This window comes from Pseudoalteromonas sp. SANK 73390 (assembly GCF_054966645.1).
This window is the reverse complement of record NZ_ARPN01000056.1, coordinates 40,707-54,699: the sequence shown is the minus strand read 5'-3', so window position 1 is coordinate 54,699 and position 13,993 is coordinate 40,707. Positions and strand designations below refer to the sequence as shown.

Here is a 13,993-nt window from a genome sequence, read left to right as displayed (position 1 = left end):
TTACTATGCGGCCATGACAATTTAGATAATGGTTTTTCTGGTACGAAGATGATTATAATCATCCTTGATATAGGTTTTTTTTATCTTAACCAATCGATTATAGCTTTGCTGGAAATAAACAGGAGTCGGAATCGAGGCATCTTTAAAGCTAATAAATGCGCCATATGCCCCTTGTATTTCAGCACTTCGACTAGCCGATATCCAATCCATCGCTCGGTTAGTATCTACATACACTGGATTATTTTGTAACTCTAACTTATTTTTTATCTCTTCATTCCACCAAGTTTGATATTGAATGGTATACAGACTCTTCTGATAAGGAAATGAGACACCCAACGCGGTTTCACTTTCTTTTAAGTTATGGTAATAATCACCAACAATAGCGCCTAAGGTCACATAGCTAAACAGTCCTAAACTCGCACTTTCTTGTTGAATAAGAGGAGATGTTAAGGTATCTAACAATTGCTCATAACCGGCCTCGCTTAAGCCATCTTCTTCAACTAACTTAGAAGTGATTTTATGTGGTGCGGGTGCATCATAGTCAGGCTTAAATGCCTGTTTTTGCATCTGTAAAAGGGAGTGTAATGGCACATTTTGATCTGCAATGCTTTCTCTTGCCCAATTACTGAGTAAAGCGTGGTCATAATGATATTTTTGGCCTGACGCCATGCCTGCTGCTTGCTTAACCTTTCCACCCACTTTTGTGCAGGTAATTGTTGGCTTAGGGGTATTTTTACCGATATTACCAAACGTATCATCAATGTACTGCTTCATGCCTTTTTCAGTACCTTGCCAATACCCATACATTGTGCAGGGGTGATATAATTTTTGGTAATCCTCTTTAGTATTTTTATCTTCTTTAGCAATCGCATTAACTTTCAAGTTTGTACCCAACAAATCGGCAGTACATTTTGACTCTATCGATGCCTCCCACGCCTTTAACACTTCAATCGTTGGACGTTGCTTTTGCGGCACATATTCATCTGAGGCATTTTTTTCTAATTGATTCCAACTTACTTCAAAACGGTGTATTTCATCAGGCAGTTCAAACGTTTTTACTCTTAATTCAGTAATAATCCCCCAACTCATACCGCCGCCACCTCTAAGCGCCCATAAAATTTCACTTTCGGGTGTCTCTTTACCATTATTTTCACTGCGATTATCGTATACTTCAAGCACTTCGCCATTACCAAGCACCACAGTAGCACCAACCAAGTATTCACAACACATTCCGTATTTACGAGTCCATGGTCCCCAACCACCGCCTTGAATAAACCCAGTGAGTCCCACGGTTGCACAAGTACCATGCGCTATCATACGACCTTGTTCAGCAAGTTTTGGCGTAAGCTGGTAAAAGCGATATCCGGCACCAATGCAGGCGACCTCTGAAGAGTCATCGTAACTAAAATGCTTAATACGGCTGGTATCAATTAAAATAGTATGGTTACCGCTGCACTCCCCTTCATGATCATGGCCACCAGAGCGCACCCGAATAGGCAAATTATATTTTATGGCAAGTTTATAAATTAACTGTACTTCTAACGTTGACTCGCATAATGCAATGGTAAACGGCTGCTGACCAAATCGCGTATTAAATATCATCGCTTCAGTTTGATAATTATTGAGCCCCGGAACATCGCTTAAACCATTACTCGTTTGGCTCAATAATCGTGCTTTGCAAAAACCACTTTCTAATGCGGCTTGATAGAACAATTTAAAATTATTGAATGTATCTGCAAATACAGCCTGCACTTCTCGGCGTTGATTATGCGGGTCTGGCGTATTCTGTGAAGCTCTTTGAGTCAATTGTTCTGTTAAACCAACGACCACATCACTTATTTGTGCTTGTTCACTTTGCATACTTATGTTTCCTTATATGATATCTATAATTGCATGTAAGCTTCCTAAGTATTATCGCTTTTCACTAAATATCATATTACAAAGCGTTACAACGCTTGGCTAACAAAAGTCATTACACTCGCTTGCTATTGATTAAGTACACAGCAGCAAGAGCAAGTAGTCCACCAAAACCAACAGGCAAAGAGAGGGGTTCAGAAAAGTACCATGCTGATAAGCCCATAGCCGATGCTGGTACCACAAAAATGAATGAGCTTGAACGACTAGCGCCTAGTTGCTGATTAGCCAAAAAGTACACACTGGTAGCAACACTCACCACCACCACAGATAAAAATAACATATGCTGCCAGTAAAAGGCTGAATACTGGCTCATCGTACTCAAAGGCGAGTGCTCATAGGCAATTCCATAGCTCACTACACTTGCACAGGCATACATCAAAGTGCTAAATAGCAAAAAATCTGCAAATCGCGTACCCTGCTGACTGACTAGCGCTAAAAATGCCCACGTCAACGCCGCCATAATAAAAAATGCATTACCTGTTGCTAGCAATTGATCATAATCAAAACGCCAAACTTCAATCATGAACAAGCCACCCGTTAAACCTAGAGCAAGGCCCACGGCTTGCAAAAATGCTATTTTTTGCCTAAAAATCAACGTGGTCAATAAAAATGTAAACACTGGGTTGGTAGTTGTGACCAACATGCCGCCTTTTCCAGGCAAACCATCATGCAAACCTAAAAAAAACAGCTGATTGTAAAGCGCTAAAAGAATGCCTGCAGGTATTGACCACAATAAAGCCTTACGAGAAAAGCGCAGCTTAACGAGCTTAAAGCGATGGACTAACCAAAGAATTGGCAGCATGCCAATCGTTGCGATTGCTAATCGATAAAATACAGTAACAGACGCAGGGGCCAAATCGGCAATCAGTTTGCCCGAAATCCAACTCGCCCCCCAAAGCAGCATAGCTAAAATAAGCATAAGAATTAATGGAGATTCATTGGTACTTTCGGCTTGGGCATAGGTGGTCATAACGGTCCTTGATTATCACAACGAATAGACACCATTAGTAATGGTGTGGCGCGGTTAAGCGTAAAAGAGAGCTGCAATATAACCAAATTATTGCAGCTAGACAAATTGTTTTACCTCATTTCATATTAACTAAAATCACCACAATCCCCAGCGATAAAATAGCTCGCAGAATCATGATATTTTGGGTTTTGAAGCACAGCTTTTAGCGCTTTAAAGCTGCTACGAATATTTTTCAAGGCAGTACTATTAACTAACCAATGAGGTAGTGAGCCATTTGGGTTTGCATAAATTTGGTGTTTCACCTTCAGCTCCGTTGGCGTTTGCATTAGCAACCAAAAACCCTTAACTGGAGATATACGTAACGCGTTACTTTTTGGAACGTGGTATCTTTGTGTACTCACAATATCTAACCGATATTGCATTTCACTCAGTTGCGATAAGCAAGAATGGGTGAGCATATCTCTATCACGAACAGGCCAAGGTGAATCAAAATAAGTGTAAACTATTGCTTGTGCCGATGTAGGGCGGGCAATAGCTTCGACAGAGCGACTACGACTAAGCCATTTTGGCGCATTATCGGTATCATCCAGAACATTAAGCAATGCATTCACGGTTACTCCGTGAAAGCGTGCATTTACTTCTATATAGTTAATACCACTTTCATGCGTTAAAAACGAAATCTCTAAATCAGAAGTTTTGTGCCATGTTTGCCACTGTGATGCAAAACATGGCGATAAACTTAGTGCTGTTAGCGCAATAACAAAAAACCTGAACGCAACATTTAACGCCAATAGGGGAAGCCTTTAAAAGAAACGCTACGACTTTGCTCCATCGCGCCAACTAAAAAGTCAGCTTTTTTCTCAAGCCACCTTTGAATCTCAGCCAAAGCCTCGGTATTTTGTCCTTGGCATAATTGCGTCAAATAAGAAAGCGTACCTAGTTCATAAATACCATAAACAATATCAACCCAGGGTGTTCTAAACTCTTGTCTTGACTCTTTATCGTAAAGCTCACCAAGACAGTTACCGTTTAGTAAGGTATTTTCAAGTCTAGATCGTAAATGCAAGTAATGTTCTTTTGTGAGTACTTTGCCTTCGGGTAATAACTCGTGTAGCTCCTCCCAATCTCTATCAAACATAGAACGAGCAACATCACTCAAAGGCATTTGAGCAGCATTTAATGACCCTTGATCCCAATTTTGTCGCCAGCCTTTATCAACCAACCAGCGTGTTAATGCCAAAATAAGTCGGTTATAACGAGCACAATGGAACAAATCTTCTATATCGGTTGATGTAGGCTGAACATCTTTCAAATCATCTATGACATGCGCAAGTTCAGGTGCATTATTTATTTTTTTATAATAAGCGTGGCGTTTTGAGGTATATGTTTTCAAATGAATAGCATTTTCAACCCACTCTAACTCACTCAGTAACCACTTTAATTCACCACGTAAATGCTCAGTTGAAGATTTATCAACTATCCCAGAAAATAATCTGAAGCTATGACGAATAAGAGTGATACCATCAATAACGCGTTTAAGTGTTTTCAAGCTAGGCTTATCAAAATAGCATTGCTCGTGTTTTTGTACGAATTGGATACCATAATTGATGGCCGCGGCAAAAGCTTGCTCTTGTGTCACGTCTGATTGTAATGGCACAAAACCAATAACTTTATTCGGTTTTAGCGGTTTGTCATCTGCAAGTCGGTACCCTCTTGCGGCCTTAGAATATAAGCCTAAGCGCATACCTGACAAATTGATAAGATGATCGGCTAACAAAAACAAATCACTGCGCTGCCCTTCTACCAGCTCAATCTCTAATTCAGAAATCGCTTCAACTTGGCCCTGTGCAACAACTTCGCCTTTATCTAAAACGACTTCAATTTTACTACCTTGCTCTGTTTCAATTAACCAAGTACGGCGAATGAAATTGGTACTGAAGATCGGGAATAGGTTGTCGTTAATTGCATCTACTTGCATGCCATGAGGCCAAATGCTTGGGTCAAATGCTAATAAGTTCGGCCGACCTGACTCAAGTGGTAGATTAAATTCTGGACGTTGATGCAGCCCACCAACAACCTCTCCCGCTAACTTTATAGTTTGTTCGCATATATCGTCACAGCACCTTGTACGCAAACCAATATCTAGTGCACGGAGTTCTCGACTGGGAGTATCAAAATAGGCATTTTTTAGGTTTTTAGCAGGTTTATTAATGACTGTTTTTGCAAACTGCGTAATGAGTCCTGGGATCAGAGGAAATTCATTGTCTGAAAGTAAAAACTTCAGTTCTATTTCAGTGTCCATTTGGGTAAGTTATTACCTATATAGTTATCGAACGCTCAAAATATACAATGATAAGTCGCTTTGCAAATTTTTTACTATTAAGAGCAGCTAAGTTTCACCACCGACTTGCTATTGTGATGTTAAATCCATACTATTTCTACAAACTATCAAAAACTTGGGTCACCCTAATGTTAAACAGAATTGTTTTGCCAACCCTGCTTGTTTTATGCTCACATTTTAGTGTTGCACAAACAGATGATGAACAGGTTTTAGCGCAAGCAGCCGCGTCAACTGAACAATCCGCCAATATAGGCTATATTGTTGATAATCTTTTCATCTATATGCATTCTGGCCCAGGTAAAAACTATCGAATTTTAGGCTCAGTGGATGCTGGAACCCCAGTAACAATCACCTCTGAAATACAAGAAGAGTTCATTCAAATCCTTGATGACAAAGGCAGAGAAACATGGGTAGAAGCCAAATTTGTATCTACTCAACCGGGTCTAAAACAACAACTTCAACAAGCGAATGAAACACTAAAAAACAGCCAAATTGAAGTCGATACACTGCGTGATGAACTCCCATTACTACAACAAGCAAACAATGATTTACTCGCGGACAATCAACGCTTGCAACAAAGCATTGATGAATTACAAACGAGTCTCAATGAACAACGTCAAGCCAGCACGACCAAAAAACAAAAAGAGCAACATCTTATGCTCACCTACGGTGGTGCTATTGCACTTGCTGGGTTATTGTTTGGAGTAATACTGACATTATTGCTGTCACGTCGTAAGCGTTATGATGGTTGGTAATATTACGAGTAAAAAAGGTCGCAAATGCGGCCTTTTTTACTAGAGGTTTAACACCTCAACTCCCATATCTGATTTAATATGCTCTATTACCATATAAGTATGATTTGTACCAACACCGGGGATCTCAACAATCTGCCCTAACACCTCCCGATACTGACGCATATCTTGCACGCGAATTTTCAATAAATAATCAAACCCCCCTGCGACCATATCGCATGACACCACATTTGGCAGCGACAAAATATGTTGCTTAAAAGTATCAAATACCGACTCTGTAGAGCTTTTCAGGGTGATTTCAATATGAGCTACAAGGTGTTGACCAAGTTTCATAGGATTAAGGCGCGCAGTATAGCCCTCAATGTATCCTTCAGATTCTAACTTTTTGACTCTGTCTAAGCAGGGACTAGGACTTAAATTTACCGCTTTAGCTAAATTTACATTCGAGATCCGGCCTTGCTTTTGTAAGACATCCAAAATAGCTAAATCAATGCGATCAAGTACGCGTGTTTTGATTGAAGTAGTCATTCAGCATTTTATTCTGTGAGAATTAATAATCTCCCGCTAATTTACCGTAATCAGAAAAAATAAGACAGCATATACTGGTGTAATTTGGATAGAATGCTCGCGAAAATTGATAAAAAACGCGATGCGTGATGATGGTATTTTGTACACCTAAATCATTGTGATATGGTGGGCTCAACACGCAGTATTAAACTTGTCGTAATTAAATCTCTGCATTAAATGCTATAGGTGCGGGCACTAATTACATGTACTTTTGACTCTACTTTACTTGAAGGTTGCTTATGCTTTATAACGGCGATTTGACAACTAACTGTCCTATCAGACAAAAAATCCGTGACTTCTACCGAATTGATGAAAATGAAGTTATCGATCATATTTTGCCGCTTGCTGAGGTAGGCGTTACAGCTCGAAGTCGGGCATGGGAACGTGCGCGTCAATTGGTTTTAAATATTCGTAAAGACCAAGACAGCCAAAATGGCGTAGACGCCTTATTAAACGAGTTCTCGCTTTCCACAGAAGAAGGCGTTGTACTGATGTGCTTGGCCGAAGCATTATTACGTGTGCCAGATAAAGCAACACAAGACAATCTAATCCGCGATAAGTTAGCCAACGGTGACTGGAGCTCGCATTTGGGCAGCAGTGATTCATTATTCGTTAATGCCTCTAGTTGGGGTTTGTTAGTTACCGGTAAAATGGTGAACTACACAGATAAAAATAAAGACCAACAATTTGGGGTTTTGAAAAAAACCATTGGTCGTTTAGGCGAGCCGGTGATCCGCAAGTCTGTCAATTTTGCAATGAAGATCATGGGTAAACAATTCGTGATGGGCCAAAATATTGATGAGGCTATCGAGCGTGCAGCCGACAAAGAACAAAAAGGCTATGTATATTCGTATGACATGCTAGGTGAAGGCGCTCGGACCATGGCCGATGCAGAGCGTTATTATAATAGTTATATGACTGCTATCCATGCGATAGGTAAAGCAGCTAATGGTCGTGGCCCGATTAAAAGCCCTGGCATTTCAGTTAAATTATCTGCAATTCACCCACGCTACGAATTTAGCCACAGTGAACGCGTGATGGAAGAAATTGTTCCTAAGCTCAAAGAACTCGCTTTGGCGGCTAAAAAATACGACATCGGTTTCACAGTTGATGCTGAGGAGGCCGACCGTTTAGATATCTCTTTGGATGTGATTGAAGCAGTATTCTCTGATGAAGAGTTTGGTGATTGGCAAGGTTTTGGTTTAGCAGTTCAAGCTTATCAAAAACGCGCTATTTTTGTTGTTGAGTGGGTCGCGGATCTTGCCCGTCGCGTTGGCCGTCGTTTAATGGTGCGTCTAGTTAAAGGCGCTTACTGGGATACAGAAATTAAAACCACACAACAAGATGGTTTAAACCACTTCCCTGTATTTACTCGCAAAGCAACCACAGACGTGTCTTATAAAGCCTGTGCAATTAAGCTACTTGAAGCGCGAGATGTACTCTTCCCACAGTTTGCAACACACAACGCCTATACAGCAGCGACTATTTTAGAAGTCGCAAAAGGTGATAACAAAGGTTTTGAATTTCAACGTTTACACGGCATGGGAGAAACCCTGTTTGATCAAATTGTTGAAAACAATAAAGTACAATGCCGTGTATATGCGCCTGTTGGCCAACACGAAGACCTACTTGCTTATTTAGTTCGTCGCTTATTAGAAAACGGTGCCAATTCTTCATTTGTTAACGCTATTGTTGATACCTCAAAACCTGTTGAGTCACTATTACCCGACCCAGTTGAAACGCTGCAAGGGTTACGTAACAAGTTTAATAAACAAATTAAATTACCAATTGAGCTATACGGTGACGAGCGCCATAACTCTAAAGGGATGGACTTAACCGATATTAACGTGCTAACACCATTTAAAGAGAACTTAGACTCGTGGTTTGATGAACACTTAATTGCACAAAGCGCAGTACAAGAAGGTCACCTTGCAGTGCGCAACCCCGCCAATCACAAAGAAGTGATAGGCCAAGTACGTATCCATCAAAGTGATGAAATGCAGGCGATGCTTGCTAACGCAGACCAAGCGTTTGAGAGCTGGTCGCAAACCCCTGTTACTGACAGAGCTAATTTACTGCGTCGTATTGCAGATATACTTGAGCGACATCACGATGAACTCGTCGCTATTTGTATTAAAGAAGCAGGTAAAGTAGCACAAGATGGCATTGATGAAGTACGTGAAGCCGTCGACTTTTGTCGCTACTACGCAGCACGTGCCGAAGAGCTTTCTCAAGATGAGCGCTTTGAAGCTCGTGGTGTGATTTTATGTATCAGTCCATGGAACTTCCCTTTGGCTATCTTCTTAGGTCAAGTTGCTGCAGCTATCGTAACGGGTAATACTGTTATTGCCAAACCAGCAGAACAAACTAGCTACATTGCATTGCGTTGTATTGAGTTAATGCATACAGTTGGTTTGCCAAAAAATGTAGTACAACCTGTTATAGCCCGTGGTAGTGAAGTTGGTCAGCATATTGTACCTGATGAGCGTATCCAAGCAGTTATGTTCACAGGCTCTACTGAAACAGGTACTCTTATTTCACAAGTTTTAGCAGAACGTAACGACATTCAAGTACCATTGATTGCTGAAACCGGTGGTCAAAATTGCATGATAGTAGACTCAACAGCATTGCCTGAACAGGTTGTGGACGACGTTATTTCTTCAGGCTTCCAAAGTGCTGGGCAACGATGCTCAGCAATGCGAGTATTATTCTTACAAGATGATGTAGCTGATGGCATTATTCAGATGCTTAAAGGCGCATTACAAGAGCTACATGTTGGCGACCCTGCTTTACTCTCCACAGACGTTGGCCCTGTTATTGACGAAAAAGCTCTTAATACGCTCAATGCACACGTTGAGTATATGAAAAGCAATGGTAAGTTATTGTTTGAATCAAAAATACCTGACAATAACAAAAATGGTGCCTACTTCTTTGCTCCACGTTTATATGAAATTGCAGACTTATCAGTGCTTAAACGTGAAGTCTTTGGCCCAATCGTGCATATCGTACGTTATAAAGCCAGTGACTTAGATAACGTCATTGATCAAATCAACTGCACAGGTTATGGCCTAACGATGGGTGTTCATTCTCGTATTGAAGAGCGCTGCCATTACGTCTCTAAAATGTCTAGAGCAGGTAATGTTTACGTTAACCGCAACATGATTGGCGCAATTGTAGGTGTTCAGCCTTTTGGTGGTCGTGGCTTATCAGGGACTGGTCCAAAAGCAGGTGGTCCAAACTACCTGTATCGTTTGGTGAAAGAAAAAGCATCACCTGAAAACGTACAAATGACTAACCTAACGTCAGATCAGCTAGAAACTCATGATTTTCCAGGTGCTGCAGAGCAAGTTGATTTGTTAATGAGTAACTCTATGCGTGATGAAAAAATTTGGCGCAATACGCTGCTTAATGACCGAGTGTCGGCAGTACGTCAATTGCTAGCCAAAATAGCGACGGTTGAGATCATTGACGAGCTTGCAGATGACTTAGCAAAAACATTGGCTGATGCCCGTGCGCAGTTAAATAGACTAGAAAAACGTATGCGTACCTTCACAACGCTTCCAGGCCCAACAGGTGAGTCTAATACACTGCACTTAGAACCACGAGGCTGTGTCGTATGTTATGCCGACAAGACTACGTCATTTAACTTCTGGGCTATTTCTATTATTACTGCGCTCGCAGCAGGCAATACGGTGATCACTGTCGCATCAGAGCTATTCTATGAAGAAGCTCAAGCGTTTAGAAATAAGTTTATCTCTACCGGCATTGCTGAGGGGGTTTTCCAAGTAGCTAAACCAAATCAATTACAAGCCATATTGGCCCACCCTCACTTATCAGGTGCGGTTGTCGCAGCACGCTCATCACGCCTAGGCTATTTTAGCCAACAGCTTGCAGCACGCTCTGGCGCAATTTTACCTGTTATAAGTGCTGAGTATTACGATACTTTGATAAATCGACTGATAACTGAAAAAACCATCAGTATTGATACAACTGCATCAGGTGGTAATACATCGTTAATGACACTAGTAGAAGATGAAGATTAAAAACCTCTAAATAAGTCATAAACCTATTGAAAAGCCAGCAAAATGCTGGCTTTTTTATTTGCATTAAATAAATGACTAGATATTACGATAGATAAATGGCTTATACGCACTGATACCATTATTTATTACACACTTTCTTTTATTTAAACAGTTCTTTGCTAATCTTAAATTTACCCATCATCACGAAGAAAGCACTTTGGAAACCATAGATATCAGTGAACTAAAACCCGGAATGTTTGTCGTTGGCGTCACTAAGCAAACTGGCCATATTAAAATCAAAAATCAAGGCTGGGTGAAAACACAAGGTAGCATCCAAAACTTGAGAAATTCAGGTGTAAGAGCAGTAGAAATCGATCCGGATAAAACCTTAAAAGCAAGCTCAGAAGATAAACAACCCGATGAGACAAAACCTGCTGCCAACACGCAAGTCACTGATGAGTCTCAAGCTGATATTAATATACAGAACCCAAAACCTGACCCTTGGCATAAATCTACCTCAATCGAAAATGAGTTAGATAAAGCCAACGCGCTATACCAGCAAGCTAAAACTTTACAGCAAAAAACATTCTTCGATTTAAAGGCAGGAAAGCAGCTTGATTTAACCCCATTTCAAGACACTGCGAGCGCTTTAATTGACTCAATATTTAGAAACCAAGATGCGCTTGCCTGTATCGCACAAATAAAAGAAAAAGACGCATATTTACTCGAGCATTCAATTAATGTCGCCATCATAAGTAGTATTTTTGCCAAACATTTATCACTAGAAAGAGAAATTATTGAGCAAATAACCACAGGGGCATTACTTCATGATATTGGTAAAATTCAAATCCCTGATAAAATTTTACATAAACCAAGTGCGCTAACGCCCGATGAATATGAACAAATTAAACAACATGCTCGCTACAGCCATGACATAGTCAAAAATGCGAAACTCGGGAAAATTGCCTGCGAAATAGCAGCTTTTCATCACGAACGTTTAGATGGCAGTGGCTATCCATTTGGCAAAGTAGCCGCTGAACTACCTCAATATGTGCGTATGGTTGCCATCGTAGACAGCTATGATGCAATAACCGCCGACAGAGTCTATAAAGTTGGAAAGACACCCGTTGCAGCATTTAAAATTTTGCGTGAACAGGTCCCCGATAAGTATGATGAATCATTGCTCAATGCATTTATCCATTGCTTAGGGGTTTACCCTGTAGGTACATTAGTTAAGTTAAAAAGCCAACGAGTTGGGGTTATCAGCCAAAGCAACCCCGACAACCCACTCAAGCCCGTGGTAAAAATATTTTACCACGCTAAAAATATGCTCAACACCGAAGTAAAAGATATTGATTTATCTAGTAAACGTATTGATGACGAAATTGAAGCCGCCATCAAACCTGAAGAGTTTAATCTTCACTTACTGAAATTTTTTAAACACTCCATGCTGCCATAGTGTTTATGGCAGCCAATCTTGCATGGCTTTCATGCTAAATTCATAACCATCGTAGTTAAAAAGGGCTTGTTCTGGCGTGATCTCAAGCAGTTCTAATACGCCAATACTGTCTCCTTCATATAATTCTCGATTATTTAGCTTTATCCAGCGCTTGTCTGAGTCAGTGGCATAAATATGCGCTTGATAGCGTAATGACGGCAAACTGCTTTGCAGCCCTTTGGGCAAAAGCTCAATCGGAGTCGCCCGTGCAGAGTTACGGCTGCTCGCAGTAACATGGTGAGGTTGTTGAACTTCAGTCTCTGCTACAGCTTGTGCAAAAGCTTCTTTAAGTTCTTTCGACACGCCTGCCAATTCAGAATCTTGCGCCTGCTCCACAGGTTTAGGCAAAGGTTTGCCAAGTACTCTATATTGCGTTAAATCTTCGCTTGCTGGTTGCTGCACATTACGCACAATTGGCGCACTCGGTTGAGCAACCACTTGCTGAGGGATTATTGCAGGTAGCACATTCATCATTTGTTGGTTTACTACTGGTACTAACTGTTGACGATATAATGGTTGGCCATTTGCATCAAGCCCAGCTTGAACAGACATCCACTGATACTGCACAGGGTTCATCATATTGCTGGTATTAACCAAGGGTTGTCCTATCACCATATTTGCTGGTTGTTGCACAGTTTGTGCTATTACTGGCCTTGATTGCTCTGCGATTGGTGTAGTCTCTTTACTCTCTGGTTGTTCAATATTGCCATTAGATTGCGGCTTTACTGCTTGGTCCGACGCATACTCTTGCGCATTATTCTGTGTTTGGCTGAGTACTTGTTTTTGAGTAATTGATGATTGCAAATAATGACCACTTAGATAACCTACAAAAGTAAACCCTCCAACTAATACAACCCCTGATAAACTAAAAATCAAAGTACGGTAAAGCTTCAGTTGTTTCTCATGTTGATAAGCAAAGTGATCCTGCTCACTATGTGCTGTTTGTTGCGATTGTTTTAATGCATTAACTAAATACGACATAACCCACCACTAAAAAACAAATGAAAGTGCAAAACCAAGTACAAAACTACTAAAAGCAGCTGATGAAACCCACCATGTTTTTGATTTTTGCCGCGTTGTTTGCATTGGCACCAAGTCTAAAGGCAGCGCCTCTTTGGCCGCTTGCGTAGCAATCTTTTTATCAACCAGTTGCTGTTGTGCAGAGTAAGCACCAAGTAAACACCTGTCTGCTAACAAATTTAACAATCGAGGGATACCAGCTGTAACTTTATGCATATACGCGATGGCATCGTGATTAAACAGCATACTTTCACAACCGGCTTTTTTTAAACGATGCTGAATGTAGGCGTACACTTGAGATTGCGTCAATGGTAACAAGTGATACCGTGCAGTTATACGCTGCGCAAGCTGGCGCAGTTCATTGCGCTGCAAAAGGTGTTGTAGCTCTGGTTGACCTACTAATACTATTTGTAACAGCTTTTTATGATCGGTTTCTAAATTAGTGAGTAAACGCAACTGCTCTAACACTTCTGCCGCTAAATGCTGTGCTTCATCAATAATTAGCATTGTATGACCACCAGCGGCATGATTATCAAGCAACCGAGTTTTAATTAAGTCTGTTAATACTTTTAAGCTAGCTTGTTCGTTGTAATCAATATTGAGTTCATCACAAATACTGGCGAGTAGCTCAATTTCGGACAAGGCAGGATTAAGTATAAAGGCCACCTGAGTAGACTCTGGTAATTGTGCCAACATACTACGAGTTACTGTAGTTTTACCCGTACCCACTTCCCCTGTTAACAATACAAAGCCTCCAGCATCTCCTAACCCGTATGTTAGATGTGCCAAAGCTTCTTTATGCCTATCACTTAAAAATAGATACTCTGGGTTAGGGGCAATGGAAAACGGTTTTTCGCTTAGTCCAAAATAGCGTAAATACACGATACGTCTCTTTATTGTTATGAT

The 13,993-nt window shown here is 40.8% G+C and carries 10 protein-coding genes; 3 read left to right on the top strand and 7 right to left on the bottom strand.

Going from position 1 to position 13,993, the window contains the following annotated elements; translation table 11 throughout:
* Positions 1-21 precede the first annotated feature (21 nt).
* The 4 genes from SANK73390_RS08795 to SANK73390_RS08780 form a co-directional block, all read right to left on the bottom strand.
* Positions 22-1,860: an FAD-binding oxidoreductase gene (locus SANK73390_RS08795; protein ID WP_462765506.1), complete on the bottom strand. Its 1,839-nt coding sequence runs from the start codon at positions 1,858-1,860 to the stop codon at positions 22-24.
* A gap of 112 nt (positions 1,861-1,972) precedes the next feature.
* Positions 1,973-2,887: a DMT family transporter gene (locus SANK73390_RS08790; protein ID WP_462765504.1), complete on the bottom strand. Its 915-nt coding sequence runs from the start codon at positions 2,885-2,887 to the stop codon at positions 1,973-1,975.
* A gap of 125 nt (positions 2,888-3,012) precedes the next feature.
* Entirely contained in the window at positions 3,013-3,678 is a 666-nt protein-coding gene (locus SANK73390_RS08785) for an START domain-containing protein (protein WP_462765502.1), read from the bottom strand.
* Positions 3,669-5,189 (bottom strand): CYTH and CHAD domain-containing protein, encoded by a 1,521-nt coding sequence (locus SANK73390_RS08780; protein ID WP_462765500.1) that lies wholly within the window; start codon positions 5,187-5,189, stop codon positions 3,669-3,671. Before SANK73390_RS08780 ends, SANK73390_RS08785 begins: the two co-directional genes overlap by 10 nt.
* Positions 5,190-5,356: 167 nt before the next feature.
* Here SANK73390_RS08780 and SANK73390_RS08775 point away from each other — a divergent pair, with 167 nt between their 5' ends.
* On the top strand, positions 5,357-5,983 hold the full coding sequence (locus tag SANK73390_RS08775) for a TIGR04211 family SH3 domain-containing protein (RefSeq protein ID WP_462765498.1): 627 nt from the start codon (positions 5,357-5,359) through the stop codon (positions 5,981-5,983).
* Positions 5,984-6,022: 39 nt separating this feature from the next.
* On the opposite strand, the gene SANK73390_RS08770 is transcribed toward SANK73390_RS08775, so the two are convergent.
* The gene (locus tag SANK73390_RS08770; RefSeq protein ID WP_261594411.1) at positions 6,023-6,508 is read right to left on the bottom strand and encodes a winged helix-turn-helix transcriptional regulator; all 486 of its coding nucleotides are present in this window, start codon (positions 6,506-6,508) and stop codon (positions 6,023-6,025) included.
* Between the two features lie 278 nt (positions 6,509-6,786).
* On the opposite strand from SANK73390_RS08770, the gene putA reads away from it, so the two are divergent.
* Positions 6,787-10,590, top strand: a complete 3,804-nt coding sequence (gene putA, locus SANK73390_RS08765) for a bifunctional proline dehydrogenase/L-glutamate gamma-semialdehyde dehydrogenase PutA (RefSeq protein WP_462765496.1) — start codon at positions 6,787-6,789, stop codon at positions 10,588-10,590.
* Positions 10,591-10,786: 196 nt separating this feature from the next.
* Positions 10,787-12,028 carry an HD-GYP domain-containing protein gene (locus SANK73390_RS08760; protein ID WP_462765494.1) on the top strand — a complete coding sequence of 414 codons (1,242 nt, stop codon included), beginning with the start codon at positions 10,787-10,789 and terminating at the stop codon, positions 12,026-12,028.
* 3 nt (positions 12,029-12,031) lie between these two features.
* Here the strand turns inward: SANK73390_RS08760 and SANK73390_RS08755 are convergent, their stop codons facing one another.
* Together SANK73390_RS08755 and SANK73390_RS08750 are read right to left on the bottom strand one after the other, a co-directional pair.
* Positions 12,032-13,048, bottom strand: coding sequence for a general secretion pathway protein GspB (locus SANK73390_RS08755; protein WP_462765492.1), 1,017 nt, complete (start codon positions 13,046-13,048; stop codon positions 12,032-12,034).
* A gap of 9 nt (positions 13,049-13,057) precedes the next feature.
* Positions 13,058-13,969: an ExeA family protein gene (locus SANK73390_RS08750; RefSeq protein ID WP_261594415.1), complete on the bottom strand. Its 912-nt coding sequence runs from the start codon at positions 13,967-13,969 to the stop codon at positions 13,058-13,060.
* Between the last annotated feature and the right edge of the window lie 24 nt (positions 13,970-13,993).

Excerpts from the sequence above, each read along its gene's own strand:
- SANK73390_RS08795 (WP_462765506.1), bottom strand. The coding sequence starts at position 1,860 with ATGCAAAGTGAACAAGCACAAATAAGTGATGTGGTCGTTGGTTTAACA.
- SANK73390_RS08790 (WP_462765504.1), bottom strand. The coding sequence starts at position 2,887 with ATGACCACCTATGCCCAAGCCGAAAGTACCAATGAATCTCCATTAATT.
- SANK73390_RS08780 (WP_462765500.1), bottom strand. The coding sequence starts at position 5,189 with ATGGACACTGAAATAGAACTGAAGTTTTTACTTTCAGACAATGAATTT.
- SANK73390_RS08775 (WP_462765498.1), top strand. The coding sequence starts at position 5,357 with ATGTTAAACAGAATTGTTTTGCCAACCCTGCTTGTTTTATGCTCACAT.
- SANK73390_RS08770 (WP_261594411.1), bottom strand. The coding sequence starts at position 6,508 with ATGACTACTTCAATCAAAACACGCGTACTTGATCGCATTGATTTAGCT.
- putA (WP_462765496.1), top strand. The coding sequence starts at position 6,787 with ATGCTTTATAACGGCGATTTGACAACTAACTGTCCTATCAGACAAAAA.
- SANK73390_RS08755 (WP_462765492.1), bottom strand. The coding sequence starts at position 13,048 with ATGTCGTATTTAGTTAATGCATTAAAACAATCGCAACAAACAGCACAT.